Source organism: Microseira sp. BLCC-F43 (assembly GCF_041929235.1).
Classification (GTDB): domain Bacteria; phylum Cyanobacteriota; class Cyanobacteriia; order Cyanobacteriales; family Aerosakkonemataceae; genus Microseira.
Genome location: NZ_JBHFNP010000349.1, coordinates 1 through 14,119, shown reverse-complemented (window position 1 = coordinate 14,119; position 14,119 = coordinate 1). Strand labels below are relative to the sequence as shown.

Annotated in this window: 19 protein-coding genes; 10 read left to right on the top strand and 9 right to left on the bottom strand. The window is 44.5% G+C overall.

The window, feature by feature from the left end; translation table 11 throughout:
• The first annotated feature begins 4 nt into the window (after positions 1 to 4).
• From ACE1CM_RS46055 to ACE1CM_RS46045, 3 genes are all read left to right on the top strand, one after another.
• Positions 5 to 1,006 carry an acyl-CoA desaturase gene (locus ACE1CM_RS46055; RefSeq protein WP_374886339.1) on the top strand — a complete coding sequence of 334 codons (1,002 nt, stop codon included), beginning with the start codon at positions 5 to 7 and terminating at the stop codon, positions 1,004 to 1,006.
• A 201-nt stretch (positions 1,007 to 1,207) separates the two neighbouring features.
• Positions 1,208 to 1,552, top strand: a complete 345-nt coding sequence (locus ACE1CM_RS46050) for a PaaI family thioesterase (RefSeq protein ID WP_374886338.1) — start codon at positions 1,208 to 1,210, stop codon at positions 1,550 to 1,552.
• Between the two features lie 274 nt (positions 1,553 to 1,826).
• Positions 1,827 to 2,474 (top strand): PEP-CTERM sorting domain-containing protein, encoded by a 648-nt coding sequence (locus ACE1CM_RS46045; protein ID WP_374886337.1) that lies wholly within the window; start codon positions 1,827 to 1,829, stop codon positions 2,472 to 2,474.
• A gap of 90 nt (positions 2,475 to 2,564) precedes the next feature.
• Here the strand turns inward: ACE1CM_RS46045 and ACE1CM_RS46040 are convergent, their stop codons facing one another.
• Both ACE1CM_RS46040 and petJ read right to left on the bottom strand, forming a co-directional pair.
• The gene (locus tag ACE1CM_RS46040) at positions 2,565 to 2,741 is read right to left on the bottom strand and encodes a hypothetical protein (RefSeq protein WP_374886336.1); all 177 of its coding nucleotides are present in this window, start codon (positions 2,739 to 2,741) and stop codon (positions 2,565 to 2,567) included.
• A 14-nt stretch (positions 2,742 to 2,755) separates the two neighbouring features.
• Positions 2,756 to 3,091 (bottom strand): cytochrome c6 PetJ, encoded by a 336-nt coding sequence (gene petJ, locus ACE1CM_RS46035; RefSeq protein ID WP_374886335.1) that lies wholly within the window; start codon positions 3,089 to 3,091, stop codon positions 2,756 to 2,758.
• A 119-nt stretch (positions 3,092 to 3,210) separates the two neighbouring features.
• Between petJ and ACE1CM_RS46030 the strand changes: the two genes are divergently transcribed.
• Together ACE1CM_RS46030 and ACE1CM_RS46025 are read left to right on the top strand one after the other, a co-directional pair.
• Positions 3,211 to 3,795 (top strand): hypothetical protein, encoded by a 585-nt coding sequence (locus ACE1CM_RS46030; protein WP_374886334.1) that lies wholly within the window; start codon positions 3,211 to 3,213, stop codon positions 3,793 to 3,795.
• Positions 3,796 to 3,964: 169 nt separating this feature from the next.
• The gene (locus ACE1CM_RS46025) at positions 3,965 to 4,720 is read left to right on the top strand and encodes an ATP-binding cassette domain-containing protein (RefSeq protein ID WP_374886333.1); all 756 of its coding nucleotides are present in this window, start codon (positions 3,965 to 3,967) and stop codon (positions 4,718 to 4,720) included.
• A gap of 75 nt (positions 4,721 to 4,795) precedes the next feature.
• On the opposite strand, the gene ACE1CM_RS46020 is transcribed toward ACE1CM_RS46025, so the two are convergent.
• Positions 4,796 to 5,578 (bottom strand): response regulator transcription factor, encoded by a 783-nt coding sequence (locus ACE1CM_RS46020; protein WP_226584716.1) that lies wholly within the window; start codon positions 5,576 to 5,578, stop codon positions 4,796 to 4,798.
• Between the two features lie 196 nt (positions 5,579 to 5,774).
• Here ACE1CM_RS46020 and ACE1CM_RS46015 point away from each other — a divergent pair, with 196 nt between their 5' ends.
• The 4 genes from ACE1CM_RS46015 to ACE1CM_RS46000 all read left to right on the top strand — a co-directional run bounded on the left by ACE1CM_RS46015 (position 5,775) and on the right by ACE1CM_RS46000 (position 9,140).
• The gene (locus tag ACE1CM_RS46015; protein ID WP_374886332.1) at positions 5,775 to 6,011 is read left to right on the top strand and encodes a hypothetical protein; all 237 of its coding nucleotides are present in this window, start codon (positions 5,775 to 5,777) and stop codon (positions 6,009 to 6,011) included.
• 90 nt (positions 6,012 to 6,101) lie between these two features.
• Positions 6,102 to 6,359, top strand: a complete 258-nt coding sequence (locus tag ACE1CM_RS46010) for a DUF6761 family protein (protein WP_374886331.1) — start codon at positions 6,102 to 6,104, stop codon at positions 6,357 to 6,359.
• A gap of 440 nt (positions 6,360 to 6,799) precedes the next feature.
• On the top strand, positions 6,800 to 7,933 hold the full coding sequence (locus tag ACE1CM_RS46005) for a hypothetical protein (protein ID WP_374886330.1): 1,134 nt from the start codon (positions 6,800 to 6,802) through the stop codon (positions 7,931 to 7,933).
• A gap of 19 nt (positions 7,934 to 7,952) precedes the next feature.
• On the top strand, positions 7,953 to 9,140 hold the full coding sequence (locus tag ACE1CM_RS46000) for a pyridoxal phosphate-dependent aminotransferase (RefSeq protein WP_374886329.1): 1,188 nt from the start codon (positions 7,953 to 7,955) through the stop codon (positions 9,138 to 9,140).
• A gap of 178 nt (positions 9,141 to 9,318) precedes the next feature.
• On the opposite strand, the gene grxD is transcribed toward ACE1CM_RS46000, so the two are convergent.
• A complete protein-coding gene (grxD, locus tag ACE1CM_RS45995) occupies positions 9,319 to 9,642 on the bottom strand; it encodes a Grx4 family monothiol glutaredoxin (RefSeq protein WP_374886328.1) in 324 nt (107 codons plus the stop codon).
• A gap of 118 nt (positions 9,643 to 9,760) precedes the next feature.
• Entirely contained in the window at positions 9,761 to 9,997 is a 237-nt protein-coding gene (locus tag ACE1CM_RS45990) for a BolA family protein (RefSeq protein WP_374886327.1), read from the bottom strand.
• A 363-nt stretch (positions 9,998 to 10,360) separates the two neighbouring features.
• Here ACE1CM_RS45990 and ACE1CM_RS45985 point away from each other — a divergent pair, with 363 nt between their 5' ends.
• On the top strand, positions 10,361 to 10,753 hold the full coding sequence (locus tag ACE1CM_RS45985; RefSeq protein ID WP_374886326.1) for a hypothetical protein: 393 nt from the start codon (positions 10,361 to 10,363) through the stop codon (positions 10,751 to 10,753).
• Positions 10,754 to 10,778: 25 nt separating this feature from the next.
• On the opposite strand, the gene ACE1CM_RS45980 is transcribed toward ACE1CM_RS45985, so the two are convergent.
• From ACE1CM_RS45980 to grxC, 4 genes are all read right to left on the bottom strand, one after another.
• Entirely contained in the window at positions 10,779 to 11,399 is a 621-nt protein-coding gene (locus tag ACE1CM_RS45980; RefSeq protein WP_374886325.1) for a hypothetical protein, read from the bottom strand.
• 127 nt (positions 11,400 to 11,526) lie between these two features.
• Positions 11,527 to 12,294: a lysophospholipid acyltransferase family protein gene (locus ACE1CM_RS45975; protein ID WP_374886324.1), complete on the bottom strand. Its 768-nt coding sequence runs from the start codon at positions 12,292 to 12,294 to the stop codon at positions 11,527 to 11,529.
• 192 nt (positions 12,295 to 12,486) lie between these two features.
• Positions 12,487 to 12,933, bottom strand: a complete 447-nt coding sequence (tadA, locus tag ACE1CM_RS45970) for a tRNA adenosine(34) deaminase TadA (RefSeq protein WP_374886408.1) — start codon at positions 12,931 to 12,933, stop codon at positions 12,487 to 12,489.
• 52 nt (positions 12,934 to 12,985) lie between these two features.
• Entirely contained in the window at positions 12,986 to 13,303 is a 318-nt protein-coding gene (gene grxC / locus ACE1CM_RS45965; protein ID WP_374886323.1) for a glutaredoxin 3, read from the bottom strand.
• Positions 13,304 to 14,119: the final 816 nt, after the last annotated feature.

The window sequence follows — 14,119 nt, the reverse complement described above, 5'->3', positions numbered from 1 at the left end:
GTTTATGTCTGCTCAACAACCAAGTTATGTAGCTCAAATGCAAGATCAGTCTTTAGTCACAGAAGTAACTGAAGTATTCCAATCCCTAGAAATACATAATAGCAATACTCAATACAAACCCCTTTCTGGGATTGGGAAATGGATTAGATACGCATGGTATCCTACCATCGATATCATCAGTTTAATTGGTGCAATTGCCGCTATCGCTTCTTTTTTCGTTCGAGGCATTAGTCCGGTTGACTTGGGAATTTTGCTCTTCATGTTTAACTTTATTGGTTTGGGGGGAGAAGCAGGAATGCACAGACTGTTTGCCCATAAAAGCTATAAAGTAGCCAAACCCTTACGCATTCTGCTGGCATTGGCTGGCTCAATGGTAGGTGAAGCGCCCATCCTTGAGTATGCGGCGTATCATCGTTGCCATCACATCTATGCCGATCAAGAGGGGGATCTTCATTCTCCCTATTTCTTTAAGGCTGAAGAACCTTGGGCTAAGCTCAGAAATGTCTGGCACGCTTTTTTTGGCTGGAAGTATAACCCTAAGACGAACCAAATCGCTTCCCCGGAACGATATGCTAAGGACTTACTAGCTGAACCAGAAATAGTTACCATCAATAACTATTTTTATGGCATCGTTTTGGCTTCATTCCTCTTGCCAGCTTTACTGGGTTTCCTGTTTACTGGGACTGGGTACGGTGCTTGGACTGCCTTTTTATGGGGAGGATGCTTCAGATTTTGTGTGATGACCTTGATGGGAGATTTGATTATTCGAGCTGGCTGTCATTTATTCGGTACTCGTCCGTTTGTGGATCAAACCAACAGTCAGAGTGGCAATATTTGGTTTTTAGCTATTCCCAGTTTAGGACTATCATGGCACAACAATCATCATGCTTTTCCGGGATCTGCCCTGCTCAACATTGATTGGTGGCAAATCGATCCCAGCGGTTCATTTATTACCTTGCTTGAAAAGCTTGGCTTGGCTTGGAATGTCAAGCGTCCAACTCCATAACAAGTAAAAGCAAAAAGGGTAAATCCCGGAATCGCTCGCTGACTTTTTTCTAGGAAGTGATTGCACAATATTAGGAGCTTGTCATTTATGGATGCTACGAGCAAGGCCGAAAAATTGAAGAACCCTACTGCCAAAATCAGAACCCCAGCCGATCTTGTTTCCTTAAAATAAAAAATTAAGACCTCTCCCTTTACGGTCTGGATGAACGTAGAAATCACAGCTTGTGAAGATGGCTTTGCCGAATTAATTATCTCAATGCGAGAGGAATTAAAGCAGCATAATGGTTTTACCCACGGGGCTGTGATTGGTTTTTTAATTGATAGTGCCTGTTGTTGGGCGGCAGCTTCTAAGGTGGGGGATGTGGTTACTGCCGAATATAAGCTGAATTTTATTGCTCCTGCTGTTGGGGAAAAATTGATTGGTCGAGGTTATGTCATTAAATCGACTTTTAGCCAAGTCATCACCCGGGCTGATGTGTTTTCTGTTAACGGGAATAAAGAAACACTTGTGTCTACTGGTTTAGCCACCGTAACTCCCTATGGTTGATCCCAGAAAACGATAATGTCAATGTCCGTTAAGTTGAGACAAAATCCCTCAAATTACCGAGGCTGAATTAATTGGAGGAATCGTTAGTGTCTTTAGTTTTTTCCCCCCCGAAAACCTGCTTTGTGGAACCTTTGTTACAAGAGCGTTATAAATCATCTTTCGCCAGTGGGGAAAACTTCCTGACACTAACACTTTATTAGCAGAATCTACTTGTAACAATTCACTGAATCAGTCAAATAATTCGCTAAAAGCTAAATTTAATTGAGAGGTTAGTATGCAGGCAAACAAAATTATTTACTGTCTTGCCTCGGCGACTATGCTATTGACCGGGTTGTCCAAATCAGCATCTGCCGCTATCATCAAACAGACTTTTGCTGATTTTCATGGCACGTTTGATTCGGTGAATTTACCGCTTAACGGTGGACAAGTTCCTACTGGAGTGATTTCAGCTAGTCAAAACCCTAATCTACCGAGCATAGTCACCTTCGATACCGACACTAACCAAACTACTTTCGATCTCAACTTTTTACTTAATTTCCCCCTCTTGACTTCTTTGGGACTAAAATCCATCCCAATTTCTCCCTTTGAAACAGGTTCATATATTGTTAATGGACAATATTTAATAACTGATGTGACGGGTCAAGGTAAGGTAAGTGGTTCTTCTCCTTTTGCGGGAATAAACACTTTCTTTCAAGTTCGATGGATAGTCACAAGCCCATTAGATACCTCTGTTTTCCTTGGTCAGATTGAATCAGAAGTTGTGACAATTTGTCCACCTTCTAGCGGGTGCCTTCAAACTACTGGCACTGGTAAAGCCAGTATTGGTTTGACTTCTGTTCCTGAGCCTGGGACAATTCCTGGAACTATAGTTGCTGGTGCAATAGCTTGCTGGATGAAACGCAAACGCAAAGCATCCTGGTAATGCTATAAGAATAGGCCCAAATATAGCGAGACTGCTATCAGCCACAAAGTAATTTTCCGCTTCACCCACCAGTTCTCAATCATCCAGGACTTACGCAAAGAAACTAATGGCGAGCCGAAAAATAGTTGGTTTTGCAACCAGAGATTGACTCTTCACCTTTGTTTCTGGCAACGCCATTGCGTAAGTCCTGTCATCTTCCAGGGATAGCAAATATGCTAATCCTTTACGAAACAGTTCCTGGTCATCTACAAGCAAAAGTCGCATCATGGTCGTTATTTTATTTAACGCCAGTTTTTGCTTGCTTGTTCCAGAACGTAAGCGGAAACATCCTCAATTTCAGCTTGGCTTAAACGCTCTTTATAAGCAGACATATTGGCTTTGCCGTTGGCGACTAGGGTAGCGATCGCATCAATTGTATTGACTTTATTACGATCTAATGCTTTAAGTTTAAGTGTCTTATTCCGCCGGATAATATTGCCACCGTTGACGTGACAACCGACACAGTGAACTTCAAAAAGTTTAGCGCCGTTGGCGGTATCTGCGGCAAGGACAGGGGAAGTTAAAACGTGAGTCCACACCATCAGGGCACCCAATCCAACAATGAACCATCTTTTCAAGGCAATTCTCCTAAATTTATATAAATGAGTTTAATCGAGTTTGTCAGGGTTATTTCATGGTTGTTGCCGCGAGCGCCCGCACCCGTTAAATTGTTAAGAAAGTCAGCTAATATTCTACCGTGTCAACCAACCCAGTGAATCAACTCCCATCAGAAACAGAGTCAGCTTCTGTCTTCCCCATTTCTCCATTGATCCGAATTACCTTATTGTGTCTGTATGTCGCTCTCACACTTCCCTTACCGTTTTTGGCACAAGCAACCGCAGCACCCGTCCCCTCAGCTATTTTATGGTTAGGGATTGGGATTGGGTTAGTTGCCTTATACGCCGCCTTATGCGAACGGGTGATTTTAGATCGGCAACAAATTCAGGTAAACTATCCCCGCTGGGTTCCTCGCTTCTTCCGCAAAGGTTGGTCGCTACCTTGGACAGATGTAAAAGATTTGAAAATGCGTACCACTGGACAAGGCGGGCTAGTTTATTATTTTCTAAGTAAAACTGGTCAAGCTTACTTGCTGCCGATGCGCGTGGTGGGATTTGCCCAAATGGTGAGGCAAGTGCAAGCAAAAACAGGCATCGATACAACAGATATCCGTCCGTTGTCACAGCCTTGGATGTATTTAATTTTGTTAGGATTTACCTTGTTGTTGTTCTTAGTAGATGCTTGGACAATCTTGACAGCTATGAGTATGGGTAAGCTCACCTAGTTCGTAGTAAGGACTTTAGCACTAAAGTGCTTACTACAAACAAAGCAGGATTACCCAGTTCGTAGTCAGGAATTTTTTAGCACTTTAGTGCTTACTACAAACAAACTAGGATTACTCAGTCCGTAATCAGGAATTTAGCACTTTAGTGCTTACTACAAACAAGTTTAGGATGACTAGCAGAAACAATCCGCAATTGCGAGTAGATGGCGTCAGTTTAGCTGCGCCAGTCGGTTTATCTTATTTGCTGCAAAATATATCCTTTGAAGTCTTTTCAGGAGAACGAATTGCCATAATAGGGCCATCGGGTGCGGGAAAAACTTCGCTTTTGCGGCTGTTAAATCGACTCAGCGAACCCACCAAGGGATCGATTTATTTGGAAGAACGAGATCTCCGTAAAATTCCGGTGATTCAGTTGCGCCAGCAAGTGACTTTACTGATGCAAGAAGCTAAACTTTTGGGGATGACGGTACGGGAAGCGATCGCTTATCCCTTAGTTTTACGCCGCCTAGAGCAACAGCAGATTCAAGAGAGCCTATCTTATTGGATGGAACAGTTACGCATCCCGCAAGACTGGCTAGGACGCACGGAGGTGCAACTATCTGCGGGACAGCGACAATTGGTAGCGATCGCGCGTGCCTTAGTCATTCAACCTAAAATTTTACTGTTAGACGAGCCAACTTCTGCCCTCGATGTTGGTCGTGCTGCTTTGGTTTTAAACCTACTGCAACAGTTACAGGAACGCGAACAAAGCACAATTTTAATGGTCAATCAGCAACTAGAACAGGTGCAGCAATTTTGTACGCGAGTTTTACACTTACAACAAGGTCAACTGATTCAAGATTTACCAGCGACTCAAGTAGACTGGCTGCAACTGCGGGAAAATTTAATTGAAATAGAACGGCTTGCTGCCCAAGAATGGGAGTGAAAGAATTTAAGATTTTAGATTTGAGATGGCAGATTTAAATTAAATCTCAAATCTACAATCTCAAATCTCAAATTTTCAGCGCCAATTACCATCTAATGCGACCATGCTAGGCGTGCCAGGAGTAGGAGGCTTTTTGTTATTGACAGATTCATCCCCTTGAGTTTGATTCAGGTTGAGAAAATCCGGGTTAAAACGGTATCCCACGTTACGGACGGTTTGAATTAAACTGGGTTGCCGGGGATCGGTTTCCAGTTTCTTTCGCAGGGAGAGGACGTGGGTGTCTATGGTGCGCGGATTATCAATCGCATCGGGCCATGCTCTATGTAACAGTTCCGAACGACTTAAAGGTACTCCCCCAGCTTGAGCCAGGACATAGAGCAGGCTAAATTCTTGGGGGGTTAAATCTACCAGTTCGTCCTTGAAGCGGACGCGGCGCTGCACCAGGTCAATTTTGAGATCGCCATAATCCAGGTAAGCGGGTGGAGTCGTCGCGCGCTGGCGTCGAATCAGCGCCTCCACCCGCGCCAAAAACTCTTGGATGCCAAATGGCTTGGTCAAGTAATCATCTGCGCCTGCTTTCAATCCAGCGACGATATCGGCTTCGCTGTTGCGCGCAGAGAGCATGAGAACGAATGGCATTTGTTGCCGTTGCAGCCAGCCGCAAAATTCTAAAGCATCGCCATCGGACACTTCGGTATCGAGAACTACTACCGTTGGCTGGCGCATGTGAAAGACTTCCCTAGCTTGGTAGAGGCTAGCGGATTGATGCACGCGATATCCTGCCTGCTGTAAGTGCCAACCGAGTAGCGATCGCAGGTGCGGATTACCTTCAACAATTTGAATCCCTACAGAAACCACGGAGGCTATATTCCTTGCCGTTATTGACCTTCAACTTAACACCAGACCCTATTAAAATTTTGTAACACCCGCTACTTCGGGGGCTACAGCGTTGGGCTTCATCTTAGTGCGTTCTAGCTTTTAGCGCAACCGCTGCGCCCGGATACGAGCCAAGCTGGGAAGAATATTAAATTATCGTTACAATAATCCTAACCTAGTGGTTCAAACACCAGTGACCGAGCCGGAACAAAAAATAGCAGAAATCGCTCAGCAGATACAGGTTTTCCTTTGCCTGCTTGATTACGATCGAGCTAAGCACGATGCGCCAGCGGGGTGTGGGCATCAAGCTCCCGCGCGACTGACCGAACCTAGCCATCTGGACTTAAATATTGCCCAGTTGAATAATTTTCAGGAAATCTTTATCTCCAAGTCGGGGAGAGAGAGCCTACGGTAGTCGAGTGAAGATGCTATGCTTAACGCCAATAATTACCTGCGGTAAACACTGCCCGTAATTTCCGCCTTTACCGAGTTCAGACACCCAACCATGCTCCAAGATACACAAACGATTCGCCACTATCAAAAACTGACCGACGCCCTAGTCGAAATGTGGAATCGAGGCTACAGATTCAGCGATTTAAGGTTGTATTTAGACGGATATCTCGCCGCGCTGCGCCACACTAATGCGATTGAACCTTATCTAATTAACCGTTTAGAAGAAGAGTCAACTCGCTACATCTACGATCCGTCCAACTTTGAAATGCCTCAGCTCCAGCCTGAACCCAAGAGATCTGACTATTACTAGCTCTTACGGGTTGCGTTTTCACTTCGAGCTAGCTCAAACCAGGGTGGCGACTGCCACCCTTATTTGATCGGAGGACTTGGGGACTGTTGAGTCACCTAGGCGTAAGCCTTCCCGTAGGGCAACCCAAGGCTATAAGGCTTTTTGGGCAACACTGGCGTTCCACAAGGGCTGACGCTGTTTGTGAGCAACTCGGTATCGGTGCATAAATGTCTCGATGTCGCATATATCTTAAAGCAAGTACGAGTTGTCCGTTGGTGTAGCCTGCGGTCGGCATATCGCTTTCGGGCTTTTTGCTTACGGAATTAAAATGAGTGGCCTTGTAGATAAATATGAGTCCATTAGCTTTTAAAGAGACTCCTTTGCCGTGGCGCACTTTGATTTTTTTGCATCTCTCCAAAAATCAGCAGCAATCGACATGACAAATTTGAGCAAACCAAACTATGCAACTCAAGAAACTTACCAAAATAATTGGCAAAAAATTATCCTTAAATCCAGAACAACTGGATAAACTGTCAAAAATTATTATCTTGTTACTGTTTGGGCTTGTTTCCTTTGTAATTCTCTGTTTCATTAGCCAGCTTACATCTCAAAAAACTATCTCTGATATAGCACTTGGCTTAATTCCAGAATTTATCGGTTCTATCGCTGTTTATTGGCTGCTAGATAGTAGCATTAAGCAGCTTTATGGTATATCGGAACTTCCAGCACTACCACTGGAAGATTTTGTTGATGATATAAATTCTGCTAAGCAGATTCGGATTCTGGAAACTTTCACCGATTTAGCCAACAACAAATATCTTTACGATAAGTTTTCTAAGGCAGTTATAACAGCTTTGGATAATGGTGCAGAAATCCAAATCCTTCTAATTCATCCTGACTCAGAAGGAGCCAAACAACGGGATGAAGAACTCAAATCGATTGGTATTAATGTGTTAGACATGCTCGGGCTGACACTAGCTCGTTTTTATAAGTTACAGAAACAAATTTTGGACATAAAAGCAAGGGTTAGCCACCGAGGTAAGCTACAAATTAAGCTATATAATGCTTCTCCTGCAATTGCAATGCATATGTGGGATCGCGATGCATATGTGAGTTTTTTCCCAGTGGGGAAACGTTCCGACGAAGCGCCCAATCTAAAGATATCTATTGTCACGACGTTTGGTAGATTTGCCGCCTCTAAGTTTGACGAATTATGGATTCACCAGGAAACTATTTCCCTCACCTCACACATGAAACTTACAGTAATACTTCCGAACGGTCAAAAAAACGATCTTTATTACGTGCGGAGCGGTGATAAAACTCCTAAATCTTTCTATGCATCTTGCACTTTCGGCGAGAACCTGCTCAATTATTTATATCAATCTTGTTTACCTCAAGCAGATCCAATCAAAGTTATCGCTGAAGGAAAAAGTTCGTTGGCTACCTGTAGAAGACTGAATTCACCCGCCGATAAAAATCTGGCGATCGCACTGATTGAAAAAAAATATGAGTGGGATGCTCAAGAGAGGCACGCAAAGATTAACTCGGATCCTATAATCTTTACGATCGAAGCGATCGATAACCAGAGTCCTTGATTGAATTTAAGCATTAATTATGGTAAGCCAGTCTTCACCTTTAGATGTTACTGCGGATGCGTTATATGCCAATAATGCAGATATCCGCAGTTTATTCTTAAAGTATTGGGAAGAAGTAGAGAAATGTCCAAATTGCATCAATCTTGGCATGGGTATGCCACCGATTGAATTGTTTCAACCAGAGTTGGAAGCTCAAGAGGAATTTGACGCAGGAAGGCAGATATGGCAAGCAGAATATCAACATCAGGCAGGAGATAAATCTGTTCGGGAAGCATTCTCAAAGTTTGAAGCAGAGCGTACAGGGATTGCTTATACAGCCGAGAATATTATGCTTGTATCGGGGGCAATTCGTGGTTTTTCCCTAGTTTTGGATTGTTTGGTAAAAGATGGAACTCTTCTTGTTGAAATTGTCCCAACCTATCCTCTCTGTTCAGGTCAAGCACGCAATGTTTTAGAAAGACGAGGAGGAGCGATCGCGACTGTTATTCCAAAAGATACTAATACCTTCCAAATCACCTTTGATGAAATTAAACCATATATACAGCCATCCACCATTATTTATCTCACCAATCCTAATAATCCAACCGGACTTTATCTACCAAATGATGTTTTATCTAAGATAGTAACAACCTGCGAGAACGAAGGGGCATACTTGATTATCGACCAAGCTTGCGATATCCCTCTAGCCTCAATTGCTGATGATAGAACTTATTTAGATAGTCCATCTGTAATCCGCATCTTAAGCTTATCAAAAACCTATCTACTTGCGGGTTTTCGCCTGGGATATGTGGTTGCTAATCCTCAGCTGATCGAAATATTTTCCAATGCTTTCTCCTTTGCCGATGGCAATGCACCTTGCGTCGCGAATAAAGCGATTATCAAATATTTGAATAATTCTCAATTAATGCCCTTATTTTCAAAGGTGTCTCGTCATAAAGTTGAACTTGCTTTACACAGATTGACAAAGTGTCGTTCAATTATCGACTTTATCAAACCAGAGGCATGTTTTTATATATTTTTGAAGAGCGGTTATCCCCGTAGTAGTTGGCTGCTTTTTAAGGAATTGGTATCCCGTGGGGTGAATGTGGTTCCTGGATGTTTATTCGGTGTTCGTGAAGGTTGTTGGATTCGTGTCTGCTGTGGTCGAGAAGATGATGTATTGATAGACTATTTAGATAAGCTTAGTCAAGCTCTTGATACCTTATAGAAGAAATTGCCGATTGCAGATTGCAGATTTAACGAAGGAGTATGAATGAATGCGCCTCAGTATAAAAACCGGAATTTCTTAACATAAAACACCAGGGAATACCAACGCATTTATGTTATAGAAATCCGGTTTTTGTGTAAGTCAAAATCCTAGAAGCCGAGTCAATAAAATCGAGGCTTTACGAAGCGAGAGCGACTTCCACCTTTTGCTGTAGCTCGCCTTGTTGATACAGCTCGATCATGATATCCGAGCCGCCAATAAACTCACCGTTAATGTAAACTTGAGGAATCGTAGGCCAGTTGGAATATTCTTTGATTCCCTGACGGATTTCGTAGTCTTCCAGAACATCTACGGTTTCGTAGGGGACTCCCAAAGTATTCAGAATCTGTACCACATTGTTGGAGAAACCGCACTGGGGCATCAACTTGTTGCCCTTCATGAAGACTAAAATCTTATTCTCCTTGACTAAGGTGTCGATTTTTTGTTTCAGTTCTGGTGTCATGATTTTACCCTTGCGATCTCGTTGTTTTCTTGTACTAGGTTCAAGCGGGTTTGGTTCAACCATATTACCGCTAACCAACGGGTCGTTGACCCAACCATTATGTTTGCTTAATTAATCCCTAGCCTTGGGGAGTGGAGGTATTGAGCGCCAGAGCATGAATCGCTTCTGTAGCCATAGCTTCTCCCAGTGCGCCATAAACCATCTGATGCTGTTGAACGCGATTCTTACCTTCAAACAACGAAGAAACCACCGTTACTTGATAGTGGTCGTTGGTTCCGGTTAGGTCTTGAACCTGAACCTGGGCGTCCGGCATTTGGGCCTTGATCATTGCTGCAACCTGATCCGGAGTAATCATTCGATTCCTTTCGTGTAAAAACCGACAGTTAAACGCTTTGTTTTCAGTTTATTGACACTCTGCGCTCTAAAGAGACCCAGATTTTTCCGAGTTTTCCGACTATATACTCTAGATATCCCGGTTTCAGGCATTGCCTTAAATTTCGGGTTCCTGGCCTCAACCCCCAAGGGATTGATATCTGCCTAGGCGTAACTTTCCCGCAGCCCGCAGGTAGGTCTCTAAACTAAACGAGACAGTTTGGCTTGCATTATACCATAAATTCGAGGCAATTTTAATTGCCCTTGTCCGCTTTCCTCTTCGAGCTAAAAATACGATAGCTAACAGCGTCTTGGAATGATGCCGCATTTGGGAGGCAGTGCGGTCTTGGGGTCTCCCCAAGTAAAGCAACTGCCGTTCAATTCTTTGAAATCCAAAGGTCACATAGCTGCAAAAGCTGTCACGAGTGCGAGCGCAAAGAATTCTGCTTATACATCCCAACTTCTCGCTTACCGTGACGAATTTGTTTTTACCGATTGCAGTATTCGAGAGTATTGGGATGATATTGAAAAACTCTTAGTTGATAGAGATATTAACGCCGCTATCAATATTAAGAAAGTAGGTTTGAGCGCTTTCCCTACTATAAAACGCCCCAAAGGTAGCGCAGTAATAGCTAGTTCTACTATCGATGCTACCTCGAAGGAAATTCTACACATTCTAAGGCGCGAAGCGCCTCGCGGCGCGAACGGAATGTTTGAGAAGCGTACACCTACCCGTTAGGGAGGTGTAGGAGCGTCACGTGGTTCTACTGGGCAGATGAAGACGAGGGGGCATTACCCGCTCTGGGAAAAGGTGCATCGACAAAACCGAGTTCCAATAATTGCTGGTAAGCTTTTTTACCCAATTCCCGCGTTGGGTTTTGACTGCGGACAATTTGAACTAGCAACGGCACTGCCAGTTCCGGCTGATTTTGCGCCCTGTGTACGAGTGCCAATTGATAGGTTGCCTCATCCCGCATTTGAGCGGTTTCGATTGCCTTGCGCCGTTGGCTATCGGCTACGCGGTTATCAATTCCTGAAAAACTGGCGGCTAGCTCTTGATAAAAGTTGGACAGTTGATTGAAAACTTGGCGAGCATCCTGAAGTTTCTTAATTGCCAAAGCATAATCCTGTGCCGAGACTGCATTGCTAGCTTCAGCCATCAGACGCTGCCCTCCTTGCAGGCTGAGCAGACTGCTATCTTGATTTAAGGGACGCAGTTGGTTCGGGTCTGTTTCGTTAGCTGGCTGTACTCGATTAGAACCTGTCGGCAGAGCCGATTCCTGTGCCTGAACATGCACTGGCACTAGCAGGTGCAAAACTGCTATTAGCGGTATAACCACCAAGCCAGTGAAGTTGAGGAAACGAGCAGTTGCAGAAGGGATCATGGAGTTGTTTTGTGCCAAGGCACAAATACGACGGATAGACTTCGGAGTATATTACCATTACTAGGCAAAAGTGGGTTGATATTTGCTGGCAATCCTTTGGGTGAGCGAGAGGCAGCTGCCGATTAAGCTAAACCGAACCAGCAAGCACCTTTGGGTTTGGGCTATCATAACCGACTTGCAAAGCTCTGAGGGCCTCTTCCAAATCAGCCGTTAGTCGTGGGGCGCTGTGCTTGACGGATGCGGTTTTGATGCAGTAATCAGCCACCTGGAGGGGAGAACCAATGCGGATTTTGACATTACAGCCTTTGGTGGCAAAGGAAGTACTGTAATCAATGTTAATCGGCACAATTTTAACCCCTAAGCCTGGTTGGCTCGATTCGGCTTGCAGCGCTATGCGAGCTAAACCGGGTTGTAATTTATTGACTGGGTACTTGCGATTTTCGGAAAGGTATCCGCCCTCTGGGAAAATTACCAGGGTTTCCCTTGCTTGCAGTAACTCGATGGCGTGACGGATGCTGCCAATTCCCGGATGCTTGATGTCAACTGGGAAGCCGCCTAAGCGACGGATAAACCAGCCTTGCAATCCTCTCATTTCGTCTGAAGTAACCATAAACCGCAAATCTCGCCCCGTAATATCCCGCCCTGCGGCGATTGGAACCATAAATGAATCCCAGCGATCGCGATGGGTAGGAGCTAGAATAACTGACCCTTGTTTGGGTAAATTTTCCCGTCCCGTTACTTCGATCTTGCCGAAGTAAAAGGGTAAAACAACGTAGCGCGCCAAGGGATAGGCTAAGGAACTCAAACAAGGGGAAACGCGAGAGGTGACCGCCGTCACTTTCATTGTTGATTTTGAATCAGAGAGGGTTTTTTCGGAGGAATCAAGCTGTGTCATATCAAAGGCGCTGGTTACTAAAGCATCCTTACTAGATAACGGTAAATTTTATCTGGTTAATTGTCTTCTATCAGATGGACACTTCTGTTGGTGTCATGAGCTTTTACAAGGCAAAATTATGGACGGTTTTTACGACAAATGTTGGCAATTGGGCATGAGGGATATGATACCTTTGCTCGCCCATTCTCCTACTCACCTTTTTTGGGCAAACCACGATTGTAGCTGGTGACGACAGGCAGATTCTAATATGCCACCGATGACGGATAAGCGGTGATTCGAGCAAGGGCTATCGGGTATATTAACTACGGTGCGGATAGCCCCTGTTTTCGGATCGTCCACTCCATAGACTAGCTTCCCCAACCTGGCGTGAGCGATCGCACCGGCACACATCGGACATGGTTCTAAGGTAACGTAGAGGGTGCATTGGTTGAGATGCCTCTTTTGCAGGATTTTACTGGCTGCTCTGATGGCGATAATTTCTGCATGAGCTGTGGGGTCAAAGTCGCGTTCTTTTCGGTTTTGGCCTTCGGCGATTAAGTTTCCCCCAGCGTCTATAATAACGGCTCCCACGGGTACTTCTCCCGCCTCTGCTGCGATTTCAGCTAGTTCTAGCGATCTTTGCATCCATTTGCGATGCATGAGATAGGCAGGGTCGTTAATCCCTGGGGGTGAACTTTCGATATGCACAATTTTAGGTATTAATAGGTTGGGTTAACAGGGGGTCTAGCTGTCCTTGTCGATCTAAGCTGTAAATATCGTCACAGCCGCCTAAGTGCTGATTATTAATAAAAATCTGCGGTACGGTGCGGCGTCCGTTGGCGCGTTCCGCCATTCTATTTCTCGCTGCTTCGTCGCCGTCGATTTTGTATTCGGTGTAATTCACGCCTTTCCACCAAAGCAGCATTTTGGCGCGGATGCAGTAGGGGCAGGTTTGCCAGGTGTAAATTTCTACATTAGCTTTGATGCGTTCTGGATGGCGTCCCAGGATGGGGTTGAAGAAGTCTAGCATTTTTTCCTTGGTGATTCTGTGCGAACTGCCTATAGCCTAGATTATGGCTCGGGAAATGGAAACAGGACTTACGCGCAAGTTCCCGGTTTCTCGGAAAAAACTGGGTTTCTGGGAACGCCCTTAGATAACTGAGTGGAAACCCCACAAAGTAACCCGATCAACTGATATATGATTTGGCTAAGCTATATATGTATTGGCTAACGCTATGGGTAAGAAAAACCACAAAAAAGCCATTCGCTGAATAGGCGCATTGCTGAACATCGAGAAAAGATTATACTTGAAAAATGTTTTCAGCAAGCAATTAAACGATAGGGAAAATAATTATACATATCGGCAATCGTTTCATTGCCGTTACTAACTCTACCCTTGTTACATTAATTGCCGATTTGGGTGAACAGGACTTACGCAAGGGCGTTGCCAGAAACAAAGGTGAAGAGTCAATATCTGGTTGCAAAACCAACGATTTTTCGGCTCGCCCTTTGTTTCTTTGCGTAAGTCCTGGTGAAGAATGCCTGCAAGTAAGTAGGTGAGTATATTCAGATCTTGCACCACGGCTAACACCTTAGTTTCTGGCAAATAGCTAACCTTGAAAGCCTAGATTTTTCGTCAAGAAACAAGGGTTTCCAGGCTTGTTGATAATGGTGCAAGATCTGAGTATAACTAAATTGAACAAGAGGCGGGGACCCACGCCCCCCCCCCCACCAGATGGAAAAAGTTTGGGGTGGGGCTCAAACACCCCAAAAAAATTATTTTTTTTTTGGTGTGGGGGGGGGGGGCGGCGGCCCCCGCCTCTTGTTCAATTTAGTTATACTCAGA